Annotated in this window: 15 protein-coding genes; 10 read left to right on the top strand and 5 right to left on the bottom strand. The window is 68.8% G+C overall.

What is annotated here, in order from left to right:
• Positions 1-60 precede the first annotated feature (60 nt).
• Entirely contained in the window at positions 61-867 is an 807-nt protein-coding gene (locus tag H9L21_RS11790) for an enoyl-CoA hydratase/isomerase family protein (RefSeq protein WP_187411495.1), read from the top strand.
• Positions 864-2,267: an acetate--CoA ligase family protein gene (locus H9L21_RS11785; RefSeq protein WP_154596729.1), complete on the top strand. Its 1,404-nt coding sequence runs from the start codon at positions 864-866 to the stop codon at positions 2,265-2,267. Before H9L21_RS11790 ends, H9L21_RS11785 begins: the two co-directional genes overlap by 4 nt.
• A gap of 61 nt (positions 2,268-2,328) precedes the next feature.
• Here the strand turns inward: H9L21_RS11785 and H9L21_RS11780 are convergent, their stop codons facing one another.
• Complete coding sequence (locus tag H9L21_RS11780; protein ID WP_187411494.1) at positions 2,329-2,820, bottom strand: acyl-CoA thioesterase; 492 nt, start codon at positions 2,818-2,820, stop codon at positions 2,329-2,331.
• Positions 2,821-2,827: 7 nt separating this feature from the next.
• A complete protein-coding gene (locus tag H9L21_RS11775; protein ID WP_154596731.1) occupies positions 2,828-3,262 on the bottom strand; it encodes a universal stress protein in 435 nt (144 codons plus the stop codon).
• A gap of 256 nt (positions 3,263-3,518) precedes the next feature.
• On the opposite strand from H9L21_RS11775, the gene H9L21_RS11770 reads away from it, so the two are divergent.
• Both H9L21_RS11770 and H9L21_RS11765 read left to right on the top strand, forming a co-directional pair.
• On the top strand, positions 3,519-4,640 hold the full coding sequence (locus H9L21_RS11770) for an ABC transporter ATP-binding protein (protein ID WP_222865777.1): 1,122 nt from the start codon (positions 3,519-3,521) through the stop codon (positions 4,638-4,640).
• 25 nt (positions 4,641-4,665) lie between these two features.
• A complete protein-coding gene (locus tag H9L21_RS11765; protein WP_154596732.1) occupies positions 4,666-6,417 on the top strand; it encodes an ABC transporter permease in 1,752 nt (583 codons plus the stop codon).
• Positions 6,418-6,492: 75 nt separating this feature from the next.
• Here the strand turns inward: H9L21_RS11765 and H9L21_RS11760 are convergent, their stop codons facing one another.
• Complete coding sequence (locus tag H9L21_RS11760; protein WP_187411492.1) at positions 6,493-7,284, bottom strand: SDR family NAD(P)-dependent oxidoreductase; 792 nt, start codon at positions 7,282-7,284, stop codon at positions 6,493-6,495.
• 34 nt (positions 7,285-7,318) lie between these two features.
• Between H9L21_RS11760 and H9L21_RS11755 the strand changes: the two genes are divergently transcribed.
• On the top strand, positions 7,319-7,873 hold the full coding sequence (locus H9L21_RS11755) for a nuclear transport factor 2 family protein (RefSeq protein WP_187411491.1): 555 nt from the start codon (positions 7,319-7,321) through the stop codon (positions 7,871-7,873).
• A 6-nt stretch (positions 7,874-7,879) separates the two neighbouring features.
• On the opposite strand, the gene H9L21_RS11750 is transcribed toward H9L21_RS11755, so the two are convergent.
• Complete coding sequence (locus H9L21_RS11750; RefSeq protein ID WP_154596735.1) at positions 7,880-8,578, bottom strand: GntR family transcriptional regulator; 699 nt, start codon at positions 8,576-8,578, stop codon at positions 7,880-7,882.
• A gap of 59 nt (positions 8,579-8,637) precedes the next feature.
• Entirely contained in the window at positions 8,638-9,831 is a 1,194-nt protein-coding gene (locus H9L21_RS11745; protein ID WP_154596736.1) for a CaiB/BaiF CoA transferase family protein, read from the bottom strand.
• Between the two features lie 146 nt (positions 9,832-9,977).
• Here H9L21_RS11745 and H9L21_RS11740 point away from each other — a divergent pair, with 146 nt between their 5' ends.
• The 5 genes from H9L21_RS11740 to fabG are packed head-to-tail and all read left to right on the top strand — an operon-like array spanning position 9,978 to position 15,260.
• Positions 9,978-10,868 (top strand): HpcH/HpaI aldolase/citrate lyase family protein, encoded by an 891-nt coding sequence (locus H9L21_RS11740; protein ID WP_154596737.1) that lies wholly within the window; start codon positions 9,978-9,980, stop codon positions 10,866-10,868.
• Positions 10,869-10,879: 11 nt separating this feature from the next.
• Positions 10,880-11,353 carry a MaoC family dehydratase gene (locus H9L21_RS11735; protein WP_154596738.1) on the top strand — a complete coding sequence of 158 codons (474 nt, stop codon included), beginning with the start codon at positions 10,880-10,882 and terminating at the stop codon, positions 11,351-11,353.
• Positions 11,354-11,386: 33 nt separating this feature from the next.
• Positions 11,387-13,336, top strand: coding sequence for an AMP-binding protein (locus H9L21_RS11730; protein WP_154596739.1), 1,950 nt, complete (start codon positions 11,387-11,389; stop codon positions 13,334-13,336).
• Positions 13,333-14,496 carry an acyl-CoA dehydrogenase family protein gene (locus H9L21_RS11725; protein WP_154596740.1) on the top strand — a complete coding sequence of 388 codons (1,164 nt, stop codon included), beginning with the start codon at positions 13,333-13,335 and terminating at the stop codon, positions 14,494-14,496. The genes H9L21_RS11730 and H9L21_RS11725 overlap by 4 nt, the downstream gene beginning before the upstream one ends.
• Positions 14,496-15,260: a 3-oxoacyl-ACP reductase FabG gene (gene fabG, locus H9L21_RS11720; RefSeq protein WP_230081558.1), complete on the top strand. Its 765-nt coding sequence runs from the start codon at positions 14,496-14,498 to the stop codon at positions 15,258-15,260. The genes H9L21_RS11725 and fabG overlap by 1 nt, the downstream gene beginning before the upstream one ends.
• The last annotated feature ends 47 nt before the right edge of the window (positions 15,261-15,307 follow it).

Genomic DNA, 15,307 nt, shown 5'->3' with positions numbered 1-15,307 from the left:
GAAGACCCTGCGGGCGTGTGAGGACGAGTCCATCCACGCCCACGACGAAAGGAAGTTCTCGTGATCAGGAAGTACCAGGAGCAGTTCTCGCGGTTGACGTTCGAGAACAACCAGCCCGGCGTCCTCGAGGTGGTCTTCAACGGCCCGAACCTCAATGCCGTCGATGAGCCCACGCACTCGGAGATCCCCGCCGTGTGGCCCGTGATCGACCAGGACCCGGAGGTCCGCGCGGTCGTGGTGCGTGGTGAGGGCAAGGCCTTCTCCGCCGGCGGGGACTTCGGCCTGATCGACAAGCAGATCGAGGACTACGCCTTCCGCATGAAGATCATGCGCGAGTCCAAGGAGCTCTACTACAACCTCGTGAACTGCAGCAAGCCGATCGTCTCCGCGATCCATGGCCCTGCGGTCGGCGCCGGACTGGTCGTCGCGCTCATGGCCGACATCTCGGTCGCCGCGCACGACGCCCGCATCATCGACGGCCACACCCGCCTGGGTGTCGCGGCCGGCGACCACGCGGTGGTGTGGCCCCTCTTCTGCGGCATGCCGAAGGCGAAGTACCTGCTGCTCACCTGCAAGGAGATCTCCGGGCGCGACGCGGAGGCGGCCGGCCTGGTCTCGCTCTCGGTGCCGAAGGAGGACCTGCTCACGACGGCCCGCGAGATCGCCGGCGGACTCAGCGAGGGCGCCCAGGAGGCGATCCGCTGGACGAAGTACTCGCTCAACGAGTGGTACCGCCAGAACAGCGCGATCTTCGACGTCTCGCTCGGGCTGGAGTTCCTCGGCTTCGGCGGCAGTGACGTCGTCGAGGGCGTCGCCTCGCACCGCGAGCGCCGCAAGCCCGTCTTCTCGACGGAAGTCCACTCGTGACCGGCGATCTCGTCCAGCTGTTGTTCGACCCGCGCAGCATCGTCGTCTACGGTGCATCCTCGGACCCGGAGAAGCTGTCCGGCCGGCCGCTGGACTACCTGAAGCGGCTGGGCTACGCGGGCCAGCTGTACGCCGTGAACCCGCGCCGTGACGTGGTCCAGGGTGTGCCGGCCCACGCCGATGTGAACGACGTGCCGGGGCCGGTCGACCTCGCGGTGATCGTCGTCCCGGCCGACAAGGTGCCCGAGGCGATCGAGCGCTGTGCCGCGGCCGGCGTCGGGGCTGCCACCGTGTTCGCCTCGGGCTTCTCCGAGGCGCCGGACGGCGTGGGCGTCGCGGCGCAGGAGCGCATCGCCGCCGCTGTCCGCGAGTCCGGGATGCGGGTGATCGGACCGAACTGCCTGGGCACGTTCTCCCTGCACCAGCGCGCCTTCGCGACGTTCTCGACGGCGTTCGACGTGCCGGGCGACCTGCCCGACTCGCCCATCGCCCTGGCGTCCCAGAGCGGTGCGGTCGGCACGTTCACGTACAGCGCCATGACGGCGTTGGGCCTGGGCGTGCGGTACTTCGCGAACACCGGCAACGAGGTGGACGTCTCGGTCGTCGAGGTCCTCGACGCCCTGGTGGACCGCGATGACGTGGAGGTCCTGCTGGGACACCTCGAGGGATTCACGGACCCGGCCGCCCTGGACCGCCTGGCGGCTCGGGCCGCAGGGGCCGGCAAGCCGCTCGTCCTGCTGAAGTCGGGCCGCACCCCGGTGGGTGATCGGGCGATCGCTGCCCACACCGGCAGCCGCGGTGGCGATGACGCGCAGTTCGACGAGATCCTCGCTCACCACCGTGCGGTGCGGGCGCAGAGCATGGAGGAGATGACCGACCTCGCGCTGCTGTTCGCGTCCGGCCGTCGTCCCGGGGGCCGTCGGGTCAGCGTCGTGACGCAGAGCGGGGGCGCCGGGGCACTGGTCGGCGACGTCGCGGTCGACGTCGGCCTCGAGATCGAACCCTGGCGTGACGAGACGCGCCAGTTGGTGGCACCGTTGCTGCCCTTCTTCGCATCCACCGCGAACCCGATCGACCTCACGGGCGCCCTGATCAACGATCCGAGCATCCTCGACACGACCCTGCGCATCGCCTGCGAGAGCGATGAGACGGACGTCGTGCTGGTCGTGCTGGGGAACTCCGACAAGGCTGCGGCCGAGCTCGTCGAGGTCTGCGTGCGCCACCACCGGGCGACGGACAAGCCCTTCGTCGTCGCCTGGTCGGGAGGATCGGGCCAGGCCCGCACCGACCTGATCGCGGCGGGGGTGCCGACGTATGCCGAGCCGACGCGCGCGGTGCGCGCCATCGGCCACCTGGCCGACGTCAACGTGGTCGCGGGCGAGCCCGCACTGGCCGGCTGACGGGGGTTGTACGGGAACCGCCTCGGGGTGCGTCAGCGCCCCGGGGCGGTTCTTCCTGTGGTCAGGGGCGCAGCCCGAGCCGGGGCTCGAACGTCCATCCCAGGGCGTCACCCGACTCGATGGCGGCGTCGATCTGCGCGCCGACGTCGGCGGGGAACGCCGTGGCCCGACGAGTCCCGAGGTCGACGTGCACCGAGATCACCTCGAGGACGTTCGCCAGCTGTTCGGCGGTGTCGTTGGTGAGGAAGGCCGCGAGGTGAGCGACCTTGTCCCGTCGTCCCAGGAAGCGCGTGCGCACCGAGTACCGGTCGCCGAGCCGCAGCTCGCCGAGGTAGCTCAGATGGTGCTCGGCTGCGAACGTCCCCAGCCGGCGCGTGGCGACATAGTCTTCGGTCACCCCGACCGCGGCCAGCGCCTCGCGGACCCCCGCCACCTGTGCGGTGAAGTGGTGCACGACGTTCATGTGCCCGTTGTGGTCGATGTGTGAGGCGTCGACGGTGTGGCGGTGCGGAGTCGGGAGCTGGGCGATCTGCGTCCAGGACGGTTGCGCCATCGAACGGTCAGCGATCGTGCGTGTGGGCGACATAGACGTCGCAGGGTGCCTGCGCGGCCACGTCTCGGGCAACGCTCCCCAGCACCCGGGCGAGGCCCTGCACCCGCTTGTTGCCCACGACGATGAGATCGGCCTGCAGTCGCTGGGCCGCCTTGACGAGGGCGTCACCGGGCTTTCCCTCGGCCGGAGCGGCGACGATGCGCAGGCCGGGGAAGTCGTGCCGGAGCTGAGCGACGGTGCCCTCCGCCGTGTGCTCGGCGTCCTTCGCCGTGCTGAAGACGATCTCCTCCTCGCCACTGTTGAAGGTGTCCGCGTGGTACTTGCCGTACGCGCTCAGGACGTAGAGCTGCGCATCGAGCGCCTGGGCGAGCTCTGCGGCGGTGTGTGCCGCCTTGGCCGCGGTCTCGCTGCCGTCCACGCCGGTGACGATCGTCCTGCTCATGTGTTCTCTCCTCTGGATGGGGCAGCCCTATCCTAGGCGCACCGACGCCAAGTTCGTGCATCAGATATGACACGGGATATGTGAAGCCGAGAGCAAGGGGCTCGGGGGAGGGGGAGGACCCGGCTTGGCGAATCAGATATATTATGTATAGAGTGAGCGTCGTCACACGTTGCGAAGGAGCCCCCCAATGAGGAGTCAAGTGATGGACAGAGGCGCCGCCGGGGCCGCACTGGCTGGTGAGCAGGATGCTCGTCCCGTGCAGGTCAGGATCACCAATCTCAACAAGACGTTCCAGCGCAATAAGGAGTCCGTGCACGTCCTGCACGACATCAGCCTGGAGGTCGAGGAGGGTGAGCTGCTCGTTCTGCTGGGCCCCAGCGGCTGCGGGAAGACGACCCTGCTGCGCTGCCTGGTCGGACTCGAGAAGCCGGGCGAGGGCCGCATCGAACTCGGTGAGCGCACGGTGGTCGACGCCGAGCGCCGCGTGTTCGTCCAGCCCAACCGTCGCGACGTCGCGATGGTGTTCCAGAACTACGCGCTGTGGCCGCACATGAAGGTGGCCGCGAACGTCGCCTACCCGCTGAAGGCACGGCGCATGAAGGACGAGATCAAGCGAGGTCGCGTCCAGGAGGTCCTCGACGTCGTCCAGTGTGGGCACCTCGCCGACCGCTACCCGCCCGAGCTGAGCGGCGGCCAGCAGCAGCGCATCTCGCTGGCTCGCGCCCTCGCGCCGCGGCCGGCCCTGCTGCTGCTCGACGAGCCGCTCAGCAACCTCGATGCCTTGCTGCGCATCGACCTGCGGGCCCAGCTGCGCCTGCTGCACCGGGAGATCGGCTTCACGGGGGTCTACGTCACGCACGACCAGGAGGAGGCGCTCGCGTTGGGCACCCGGGTCGCCGTGATGAAGGAGGGCCGGTTCGAGCAGATCGGGAAGCCGGGAGAGGTCTACCACCGCCCGGCGACCGAGTACGTGGCCGACTTCCTCGGGGCGCGCAACCGCATGGCGCTCGAGGTGGCGGCGGACGGCACGGCGACGATCAACGGCGTTCCCGTGCCCGGCTTCGTCCGGCCCGGCTTCACCGGCAGTTACGCCCTGCGGATGCGTGACGGCGACCTGACGGTCCGTCCCGCGGGCGCCACGACCGTGGACGATCGTCGGCACTGGGTCGCCGGCGCACGTCTGCTCGAGGTGCTCCCCGCCGGCGACCACGCCGAGCACGTCGTGGTGATGGGCGACTCGACGCTGTTCGTCGACGTCCCCGCCGCCCTGGGGGAGCTCGAGCCCGACCAGGACGTCGAGATCGGTCTCGATCCCGACCACGTCCTTTGCTACGACGTCGACGGCCGCCTGGTCGACGACTGGGCCGCGATCCGCTGACCGGCGACGACACGGAGACGAACTGATGCAGACGATCGAGAAGCCGGCCACCGCGCCGGACCCGCAGCGCCGGGCCACGCCCGACGCGCCGCGACGCCGTCCCCTCATTCCCGGGGGTGAGGGACACCAGCTGCTGTGGATGCTGCTCGCCGCCGTCGTGGCGGTGATGGTGCTGATGCCACTGATCCCGCTGCAGTTGCGTGCCTGGGAGAACGACGCCGACGGCATGCGTCGCCTGACCGAGATGGAAGGGGTCGTCGAGGTCCTCCGCACCACGGTGTTCCTCGGCTTCGGCGGCCTGGTCGTCGGCCTCCTGATGGGCACGATCCTGGCGCTGTGCACCTACTCCATGACGCCGCGGCTGCGCTCCGTGCTGGAGTTCTTGCCGGTACTGCCGATGATCATCCCCGCGGTGGCGCACGTGGTGGGATTCGTCTTCCTGTTCTCGCCCGAGAACGGCTACGTGAACTCGTTCCTGCGCTGGACTCCGTTCTTCGACGGCACCACCGGGCCGATCAACGTCTACACGCTGCCGTGGATCATCTTCTACACCGGCACGCACCTGGCGGCCTTCGTCTACATGTTCGTGTACACCGGCCTGCGCAACCTGGGCTCCGACTACACCCTCGCGGCCCGGGTCAACGGCGCCGGGGGCCTCCGCGCGTTGTTCACGATCACGTTGCCGTTGCTGCGACCGAGCTTCATCTACGCCGGCGTCGTGGTCCTGCTGCTGTCGCTGGGCCAGTTCACCGGCCCGCTGATCCTGGGCCGGCGCGAGGGGGTGGACGTCGTCACGACCGAGATGTACGAGCTCAGCGCCGAGTACCCGGTGGACTACGGCCTGGCCTCCGCCCTGGGCACGCCGCTCATCATCTTGGCCATCGTGTTGGTCGTGCTGCAGCGGCGCATGCTCGGCAACCAGAACCGCTTCGTCGGCCAGGGCACCGCGACCGTCGACAACCGGATGCTCAGTCCGCTCGTCAGCGCCCTCTCGGGCTTCGTCGTCAGCGCCTACGTGCTGGTGGCCGCGGTCCTGCCGATCCTGGCGATCGCCTTCGTCGCGTTCTCGCCGTTCTGGAGTGGCAACCTCGACTTCAGCGTGCTCACGGGGCAGAACGTCAGTGACGTGCTGGCGGACGAGAAGGTGCGCCAGTCGATCGTGACGACGCTCGTGGTGTCCGTGCTGGGCGTGCTGCTGGTGTTGCCGGTCGGCATGCTCGTGGCCCTGGGCATCTACAACAAGGACAGGCTGTGGAGGCCGCTGGGTTCGGTCCTCGACATCGTGGCCAACCTGCCGCTGACCGTGCCGGCCGCGCTGCTGGGCTTCGGCTTCCTGTTCGCGTTCTCCAACCCCGCGATCGGTATCTACGGCACGAAGGCGAGCCTGATCCTGGCCTACGTGACGATCATGATCCCGTACGCCGTGCGCTACCAGCTGGCGACTCTCGTGTCGCTGGGCCGGCAGACGCTGGAGGCCTCCCAGGTCAGTGGCGCCCACCCGCTGCGGACGTTCTTCCAGATCACGCTGCCGCTCTCGCGGACGGGCATCGTCACGTCGGCGGCGATGATGTTCGTGCTGCTGACCCACGAGTTCGGTGTGTCGCTGCTGCTGCGGGCTCCGGACGTGAACGTGATGTCGGTCGTCCTGTACGACCAGTACGCCAGCGGCTCGTACCCGCGGGTCGCGGTGATCGCGCTCATCATGACGGTCATGACGGCAGTCGGCGTGGCGGCGGCCATGTTCTTCGGTGGCCGCAAGGCGCTCGAGAAGCTCTGACGACGCTGATCCGTCCGGCTCGACAGCACGGCCCCGCTCCTTCGGGAGCGGGGCCGTGGTGCGTCCGGAGGCGGGTCAGGACGTGGGGCGCTGGACCGTGTAGCCGGCGTAGAGGGCGTGGGTCCCGCCGTCCACCTCCGCGATCATCCCGGAGATGTAGGCGGCCTCGTCCGAACACAGGAACAGCGCGGTGGATGCCTGCTCGGCAGAGAGGCCGGCGCGGCGCAGGGGCACGACGGCTTCGCGTGCGGCCCAGTAGTCGGGGGAGTCGCGCTTGAGGCGCTCGCTCATGCCCGATTCCGTCAGACCGGGGCAGATGGCGTTGACACGGACGCCGCTGGGTCCCCACTCGACAGCGAGGGCGCGGGTCATCCCCACGATCGCGTGCTTGGAGACGACATAGGCGACACGGCTGGGGAGGCCGTGGGTTCCAGCGACCGAGGCGGTGTTCAGGATCGCGCCCGCACCCTGGTCGACCATCACCCGGCCGACCGTGGTCGCGAGCCGGAACGCGGCGTCGACGTTCACGTCCATGACCCGGCGCCATTCGTCCGGACGGATGTCGAGAGCCGGACGCGCCGACCCGATGCCGGCGTTGTTGAACAACACGTCGACTCGCCCACCGCCCAGCGTGACGACTGCGTCGAGCAGCCGCTGGGGCATGTCGTCGGCGCTCACGTCGCCGGCGACCGTGACCAGGCGTCCCGGGGACTCGTCAGCTGCCAGGGCGGACACGTCGAGGTCGTTCGCGACGACGGATGCCCCCTCGCGCAGCAACTGCTCGGTGATGGCACGGCCGATGCCGGACCCGGCGCCCGTGACCACCGCGACCTTGCCGTCGTACCGTCCTGCTGTTCGATCGTCCACACCCAGCTCCTTCGGTTCGTATATCATGCATTCTATGCACACGACGACGGATGGCACGGACGATCGGCTGGCTGCGGACGTCAGGCTCCTGCTGGATCGCCAGGCGATCTGGGACTGCCTCATGCGCTACACCCGCGGCGTCGACCGGCTGGATGCGGACCTCATCCGCTCAGCCTTCTGGGAGGACGGTCACGACTCCCACGGCCAGATGGACGGGTCGCCGGAGAACTTCATCGAGACGTGGATGCCCACGCAGGCGCGCCGCGAGGCCTGCCAACACTCGGTCACCAACCACGCGGTCGTGATCGACGGCGACGTGGCCGACGCCGAGACGTACTTCCAGGTCGCCATTCGCAACAGCGGCAGCGACAACCTCGAGTTGGTCGGAGGACGCTACCTCGACCGCTACGAGCGCCGGGAGGGGCAATGGCGCATCTTCACGCGGCTCGTCGTGCTCGACTGGCAGTGCCGCGCCGACGCCAGCGGCATGGACCGTCGCCTGGCCGGCAGCCATCGTGGATCGCGGGACCGACAGGACCCGTCGTACGAGCGGCCGGTGCGGCCGCGGACCCCTCCGCCGACGGCCTGAGGTCGTTCAGGAGGTGGAGTCGCCCGACCAGACACCACGTGCCTGCAGCGTCTCGATGAGGCGCTCGCCGCCCTTCTCGATGTGCTTCTCCATGAGGGAGCGCGCCTTGCGGGAGTCGCCGGCGCGCAGCGCCTCGAGCAGCTTGGGGTGGTCGCCCTGGGTCTGGTCGACCTGGCCCTCGATGTTGGCGTAGAAGCGGTTGGGCAGGTGGCGCACGACCGAGCCGAGGAGCAGGGCCAGGCGCTGGGAGTCGGCGGCGAGGTTGATCTCGCGGTGGAAGCGGTGCCCGAGGTCGGCGACCGCTTCGGCATCGCGGTTCTTGACGGCGACGGTGTACTGCTCGTTGAACTCTTCGAGGCGCTTGATCGACTCCGGGCTGATCTTCTTCGCTGCGCGCGCGGCCAGCTCGCCGCCCAGCTGGGCCTGGGCCCAGAACAAGTCCCGGACGTCCTGCTGGCTGAACGGTGCCACCACGAAGCCGCGTCGCGGCGCCAGGCGGACGAAGCCCTGACTGCGCAGGGCGAGCAGACCTTCGCGGACGGGGGTGTTGCTGACGCCGACCGCCTCGGCGATCGGCTCGATGCGCAGGAACTCGCCGGGCTTCACGTCACCGGAGATGATCAGCTCGCGGACGTACGCGGCGACTTCCTCGGGCAACTGCTGCCGCTTGGGTGCCCGAACGGATGAGGTCACGGGGTCGGCCATGTCATTCTCCTTCGGACGTGATATCAAATGGATTTTATCAGCCACACGCCCATACGTCCCTATTTCGAGGCGGAGGACGAGGCCGGGGCCGGGAAGAGGGTGCCTGAGGCGACGAGAGATCGCAGCTCGTCCTCGCCGTACACCTCGCCCGCGATCTCGAGTGAGTGCTCGCCGACCAGCGGCGCGGTGCCCGGTCGGCGGGGGCGTTCGCCGTCGAAGCGCCACGGCACCCGAGTCAGCGCGAGACCGTCGGTCTCGCGCTCGAAGATGTCGAGCCACTCGACCTGAGGGTGCTCGCGATAGGTCTTGACGTCCAGTACGGGGGCGAACGGCACGTCGTGGTCGATGAGGAGCTTCTCCCACTCGGCGGCCGGGCGCACCAAGAACTCGCCCTCGAGGATCTTCGCGAGGTCGTGGTAGTGCACCATCCGGTCGGCGTAGGTGGTGAATCGCGCGTCGGCGAGCAGCTCCGGTCGATCCATCGCGGCCACGAGGCACTCCCAGAACCGCTGGGAGGAGCTCAGGTGCAGCACGATGAACTCGCCGCTGGCGGTGGCGAGGCAGAAGTTCTGGGCCTGCGGATGCCGGCTCTGCCGCGACGGGGCCCGGCCCGTCTCGAACAGCTGCGTCACGGCGTCGATCGTGAGGGTGGAGATCGCCTCCGTCAACGACGTCTCGACGTGGGTGCTGCCGCCCCCGGCGCCCCGGCCGACGAGCGCGGCGAGGATGCCGGTCGCTGTCGACAGGCCGGTGATGAGGTCGGCCAGGCAGGTGCCGGCCAACTGGGCGTGCCCCTCGTTGCTCAGGGTCGACACCAGGCCGCCGAACGCCTGCCCGATCATGTCGTAGGCCGGACGGTCGACCATGGGGCCGCCGTTGCCGAAACCGGTCACCGAGGTGTAGATGAGATCACTGCGCAGGGCGGTCAGATCGCCTCGGCCGAGGCCGAGCGCGTCCATCTTGCCCGGGCGCAGGTTCTCCAGGACGACGTCGAAGCGGGGCAGTAGTGCCTTGACGAGGGCGACGCCCTCGGGGTCCTTGAGGTTGACCGCGAGGCTGCGCTTGCCGGTGTTGTACTGCCGGAAGTAGAGGCTGTCGATGTTCGCGCCACGGCGGAAGTCCTCTCCGACGCCCGGGCGCTCGACCTTGACGACGTCGGCGCCGAGCGAGCACAGGATGGACGTGGCGTAAGGGCCGGAGATGTATCCGCCGAACTCCAGGACTCGGACGCCGGCCAAGGGCTTGTGGGTCATGACTGCCTCTCCTCGTGGGGCTCGAACATATAATATATTTCAATTTCTGGCGACTATCGCGGGTTGAACGCGGTCTCGACGTAGGACGACTGGACTAAATACAGAACATAATATATTTTGTGTGTAGACCTGAGGAGGTTGCACACATGCGTCCAGTCCGTTCGCTGCTGTTCGTCCCCGGCCATCGGGGCACGTGGGTCGAGAAGGCCATCGCCAAGGGAGTGGACGGCGTCATCCTCGATCTCGAGGACGCCGTTCCCCATGACCTGAAGGCTGAAGCCCGCGATGAAGTGGCCCGCTCGATCACCCGCCTCCGCGAGAACGGGGAGACGATCTCCGTCTACGTCCGGCTGAATCCGCTCGACACGGGCCTCACCGGCGACGACATCGAGGCCGTCGCCCTCCCGGGGCTCACCGGCTTCGCGCTGCCGAAGCTCACCGGCCGGGACGACATCGTCCGCTATGAGGCACTGGTCGACCACTTCGAGGCCAAGAACGGCGTGGAGCCCGGCTCGATCGAGTTCATCGCGAACCTCGAGACCGCAGAGTCCTACGCCGAGTGCGAGGCGATCGCCAAGGCCTCCCCGCGCATGGCGACCCTCTTCGCCGGGACGGCCCGCGACGCGGACGTCTCGCGGTCCATCGGCTTCACGTTCACCCCCGGCGGTGACGAGACCCTCTACCTGCGCAGCCGGGCCGTCCTGGCCTGCCGGGCCGCCGGACTCGACTTCCCGCTCGTCGGCGTCTGGCAGGACCTCGAGGACCCCGAGGGGGCCCGGAACTTCTCGATCAAGAACCGCGAGCTCGGCTTCAAGGGCCAGGTGCTGATCCACCCGTCGCACATCGACGTCGCCAACGAGGTCTTCAGCCCTTCGAAGTTCGAGATCGACTTCTACACCGGGATGATCGACGCCTTCGAGCAGGCCGAGGCGCAGGGCGCCGCCGCCGTCGTCTACGAGGGCATGCACGTCGACTACGCCCACATCAAGACCGCACGCGAGGTCCTCGCGTACGCCGAGAACTTCACCACGAACTGAGAGGAAGAGACATGCCCGGCCTGTACTACGAGGAGCTCGAACCCGGACTGGTCATCGAGCACCAGACCCGCCGCACCGTCACCGAGGCGGACAACATGACGTTCTGCGCCATGACGCTCAACCTGGCCCCGCTGCACATCGATGCCGAGTACGCCAAGGACAGCATCTACGGCCAGCAGATCGTCAACAGCCTGTACACCCTCGGCCTGGTCACCGGCATCTCGATGCAGGACACCACCCAGGGCACCACGATGGGCAACCTGGGCTTCTCCGACGTCCAGTTCCCCAAGCCGCTCTTCCACGGCGACACCGTGCGGGTCCGCACCGAGATCGTCGACCGTCGTGAGTCCAAGAGCCGTCCCAACGCCGGGATCGTGACGTTCCGCCACTACGGCATCAAGCAGAACGGCGACATCGTGTGCGACTGCACGCGCGCCGGCTTCATGTTCAAGAAGTCCGCGGTCGCCGAGACCGCCGACGCCTGAGTCCGTCCGTCCCGTACCGAGAGGAGTGAGTCGATGAGAGGCCCAGGCCTGTTCGCCGCGCCCGCCGAGCCCGACTGGGTGCCCGGTGAGGAGCAACTCCGACGCAGCCGTCTCCTGTCCGCCATGCGGCGGTGGGGGTACGACAGCGTCGAGGCGTTGCACGCGGCGTCCGTCGACGACCCCGAGTGGTACTGGCGCGCCGTGGTGGAGGACTTGCGGATCGACTTCCGCGAGCCCTTCACCGCGGTGAAGGACGACTCCGCCGGCACGGCGCTGCCGCAGTGGTTCGTCGGGGGCCGGCTCAACGCCGCCGACCTGTGCTGCCACCGTCACGCCGAGGGCCCGCTGGCGGACAAGGCCGCCGTGGTGTTCGAGGGCGACGGTGGGCAGCAGCGGTCCCTGACCTTCCGTGAACTCGACGTCGAGGTGCGCCGGTTCGCCGCGAACCTGGCGGCGCGCGGAGTGGGACGCGGCGACCGTGTCGTCCTCTTCCTGCCCGTCGTGCCCGAGGCCGTCGTGGCCTACCTCGGAACGGCGGCGATCGGCGCGATCGTGGTGCCGGCGTTCACGGGTTACGGCCCCGAGGCGCTCGCCACGCGGATGCGGGAGTCCGGCGCCCGGGTCCTGGTGACGACCGACGGGACCACCCGCCGGGGCAAGCCGGTCCCGATGAAGCAGGTGGCGGACGAGGCACTCGCCACGGCGCCGACCGTCGAGCTGTCGATCGTCGTCGCGGTGTCGGGCGAGGACGTCCCGATGCAGGCCGGGCGGGACGTGTACTGGCACGACCTGGACCAGGAGCCGGCGCCCGTCGAGACCGTCGCGATGGACAGCAACGACCCGTTGACGATCATCTACACCTCCGGGACGACCGGGGCGCCGAAGGGCATCGTCCACTCGCACGCCGGCTTCTCGGTGAAGGCCGCCGTCGACTTCGCCTACGGCTTCGACATCCACGAGGACGACGTCATCGCCTGGATCGCCGACATGGGCTGGATGCTCGGTCCGCTGCTCATCATGGGCGGGCTGCAGCTCGGCGCCACGATCGTCCTGGTCGAGGGCCTGCCGCACCACCCGGACCCGCAGCGCATCTGGTCCATCGCCGAACGTCACGGCGTCACCTTCCAGGGCATCGCGCCCACGGCCGCTCGGCTGCTCATGAACGAGGGCGCCCTGCCCCAGCACGACATCTCGACGGTGCGGTCCTTCGCCTCGACGGGCGAGGGCTGGGACGCGCCCACCTGGCACTGGCTCTTCTCCGACGTCGGAGGCGGCACGCGACCCATCGTCAACTACAGCGGCGGCACCGAGACCGGTGGCGGGATCATCGTCGGCTACCCGTTCCTTCCCGCGGCCGCAGCGGGTTTCAGCGGTCCACTGCCCGGCATGGACGTCGCCGTCCTGGACCAGGAAGGACGGCCCGTCGTCGGGGAGGTCGGCGAACTCGCCGTGCTCAACACGTGGCCCGGCATGACCCACGCGTTCTGGCAGGACACCGAGCGCTACCTCAAGACCTACTGGGACCGGTGGCCCGACGTGTGGGTCCACGGCGATCTCGCCGAGCTCCACCCCGACGGCACCTGGCAGCTGCACGGCCGCTCCGACGACACGATCAAGGTGTCCGGGCGGCGCGTCGGGCCGGCGGAGATCGAGGCGGCCCTGCTGCGCGACGGCCGCGTGCTCGAGGCGGCCGTGGTCGGTGTCCCCGACGAGATGCGTGGCCAGCGCGTGGTGGCCTTCGCGGTCGTCCGCGAGGGCGCGGACCTCGACGACGTCCGATCGACGGCACTGCACCACGTGGGCCGGTCGTTCGCGCCGACGCTGCACGTCGTGCGGACGCTGCCGAAGACCAAGAACGGCAAGATCATGCGCCGCGCGATCCGCTCGCGGCACCTCGGACAGCCGGCCGGTGACCTGTCGGCGCTGGAGCCGACCACACCTCTTGAAGACATCCCCACCATCCAGGAAGCAGGAGACCGATGAGCAGCGACGCAACCGATCTCGAACTGATCCGCAAGGCGACCCGCGAGATCGCCGGCAAGTTCGATCTCGAGTACTGGCAGCAGAAGGACAAGAACCACGAGTACCCGTGGGAGTTCGTGAAGGCGTTCGCCGACGGCGGCTGGCTCGGGGCCATGATCCCGGAGGAGTACGGCGGCATCGGCCTCGGACTCAAGGAGTCGGCCGTCATGCTCCACGAGATCGGCTACGCCGGCGGCACCGGCGGTGCCTCGGCCATCCACTTCTACATCTTCCCGCCCGGCCCCGTGATCCGTCACGGCTCGGAGGAGATGAAGCGCAAGTACCTGCCGCTGGTCGCGAAGGGTGAGCTGCTCATGGCGTTCGGCGTCACCGAGCCCGACGCGGGCGTCGACACGTCGCGCATCACGACCCGCGCCGAGCGCAACTCCGCCGGCGACGGCTGGGTCGTCAACGGCAAGAAGGTCTGGATCACCAATGCGCAGAACGCGCAGCGCATCCTGCTGCTGGCGCGCACCTCGCCGCGCGATCCGGAGAAGCCCTTCGCCGGCATGACGCTGTTCTTCACCGACCTGAACCGCGAGCGCATCACCGTCCGCGAGATCGAGAAGCTCGGCCGCTCCTGCATCGACTCCAACGAGCTGTTCATCGACAACCTCGAGATCCCGGACGAGGACGTCGTGGGCGAGGTCGGCAAGGGGTTCTACTACCTGCTCGACGGCCTCAACCCGGAGCGCATCTGCGTCTCGATGGAGCAGATCGGCCTCGGCCGCAAGGCGCTCGACATCGCCACGCAGTACGCCAAGGACCGCGTCATCTTCGACCGGCCGATCGGCAAGAACCAGTCCGTCGCGCACCCGCTCGCCGATTCCTGGATCCGCCTGCTGGCGGCGGAGCAGATCGCCATGAAGGCGGCCGAGCTGTTCGACAACCACGAGCAGTGTGGCCCGGAGTCCAACGCGGCGAAGTTCCTGGGCGCAGAGGCCGGGTTCGAGGCCTGCGACCGGGCGATGCAGACCCTCGGTGGCTATTCGTACGCGAAGGAGTACCACGTCGAGCGGCTCTGGCGTGAGTCGCGACTGCTCAAGATCGCGCCGATCTCCCAGGCGATGATCTTGAACTACGTCAGCGACAAGATCCTCGGCCTGCCGAAGTCGTACTGATGAGCGAGGACATGGGGGACCGCCGTCTCCTGGACGGCCAGGTCGCGATCGTGACCGGTGCCGCCCAGGGGATCGGGCTGGCCATCGCCGACACGTTCCTCGCCCACGGCGCCCGCGTCATGGTGGTCGACGTGGACGAGGCGAAGATCGAGGCGGTCGTGAAGGAACGTCGCGAGGCGGGCCATGCAGTGGCCGGACAGCGCTGCGACGTGACCGTCGAGGCCGACCAGGACGCTCTGGTCGCCGCAACGCTCGAGACCTTCGGGCGGATCGACGTCCTGGTCAACAACGCCGGGATCACCCGGGACAAGTACATGAAGAAGATGAGCGTGTCGGACTTCGACTCCGTGCTCGACGTGAGCCTCAAGGGCGCCTGGCTGGGTACCCGGGCCGTCTCGGGGCTGTTCCGTGAGCAGAAGAGCGGCGCGATCATCAACATGTCGTCCCTGTCGGGAAAGATCGGCAACCCCGGTCAGACCAACTACAGCGCGGCGAAGGCGGGCCTGATCGGCCTGACGAAGGCCGCCGCCAAGGAGCTGGGCCCCTCGGGGGTCCGAGTCAATGCGGTCCAGCCCGGTCTGGTCCGCACCGAGATGACGCTCACCATGAAGCCCGAGATCTTCGCCGCCAAGGAGGCCGAGGTCCCGATGGGTCGTGCCGGTGAGCCGGAGGAGGTGGCCACCGCCGTCCTCTTCCTCGCCTCGCCACTGGCGTCGTACATCAACGGCGCGGTGCTCGAGGTCACCGGCGGGCGGGGCATCTGAGTCTCCCCGCCCCACCCGGTCGCCCCCGCAAGCCCTTCCCCTGCGGG

Origin of the sequence: Aeromicrobium senzhongii, from assembly GCF_014334735.1 — a bacterium.
GTDB classification, from domain to species: Bacteria; Actinomycetota; Actinomycetes; order Propionibacteriales; family Nocardioidaceae; genus Aeromicrobium; species Aeromicrobium senzhongii.
Note: the sequence above shows the minus strand (reverse complement) of the source record. Positions and strands in the feature narration are given on the sequence as shown.

What these genes read in the sequence shown, in the direction of transcription:
- fabG (WP_230081558.1), top strand. Translation starts at nt 14,496, where the DNA reads ATGAGCGAGGACATGGGGGACCGCCGTCTCCTGGACGGCCAGGTCGCG.
- H9L21_RS11725 (WP_154596740.1), top strand. Translation starts at nt 13,333, where the DNA reads ATGAGCAGCGACGCAACCGATCTCGAACTGATCCGCAAGGCGACCCGC.
- H9L21_RS11730 (WP_154596739.1), top strand. Translation starts at nt 11,387, where the DNA reads ATGAGAGGCCCAGGCCTGTTCGCCGCGCCCGCCGAGCCCGACTGGGTG.
- H9L21_RS11780 (WP_187411494.1), bottom strand. Translation starts at nt 2,820, where the DNA reads ATGGCGCAACCGTCCTGGACGCAGATCGCCCAGCTCCCGACTCCGCAC.
- H9L21_RS11735 (WP_154596738.1), top strand. Translation starts at nt 10,880, where the DNA reads ATGCCCGGCCTGTACTACGAGGAGCTCGAACCCGGACTGGTCATCGAG.
- H9L21_RS11775 (WP_154596731.1), bottom strand. Translation starts at nt 3,262, where the DNA reads ATGAGCAGGACGATCGTCACCGGCGTGGACGGCAGCGAGACCGCGGCC.
- H9L21_RS11740 (WP_154596737.1), top strand. Translation starts at nt 9,978, where the DNA reads ATGCGTCCAGTCCGTTCGCTGCTGTTCGTCCCCGGCCATCGGGGCACG.
- H9L21_RS11745 (WP_154596736.1), bottom strand. Translation starts at nt 9,831, where the DNA reads ATGACCCACAAGCCCTTGGCCGGCGTCCGAGTCCTGGAGTTCGGCGGA.
- H9L21_RS11755 (WP_187411491.1), top strand. Translation starts at nt 7,319, where the DNA reads ATGCACACGACGACGGATGGCACGGACGATCGGCTGGCTGCGGACGTC.
- H9L21_RS11765 (WP_154596732.1), top strand. Translation starts at nt 4,666, where the DNA reads ATGCAGACGATCGAGAAGCCGGCCACCGCGCCGGACCCGCAGCGCCGG.
- H9L21_RS11750 (WP_154596735.1), bottom strand. Translation starts at nt 8,578, where the DNA reads ATGGCCGACCCCGTGACCTCATCCGTTCGGGCACCCAAGCGGCAGCAG.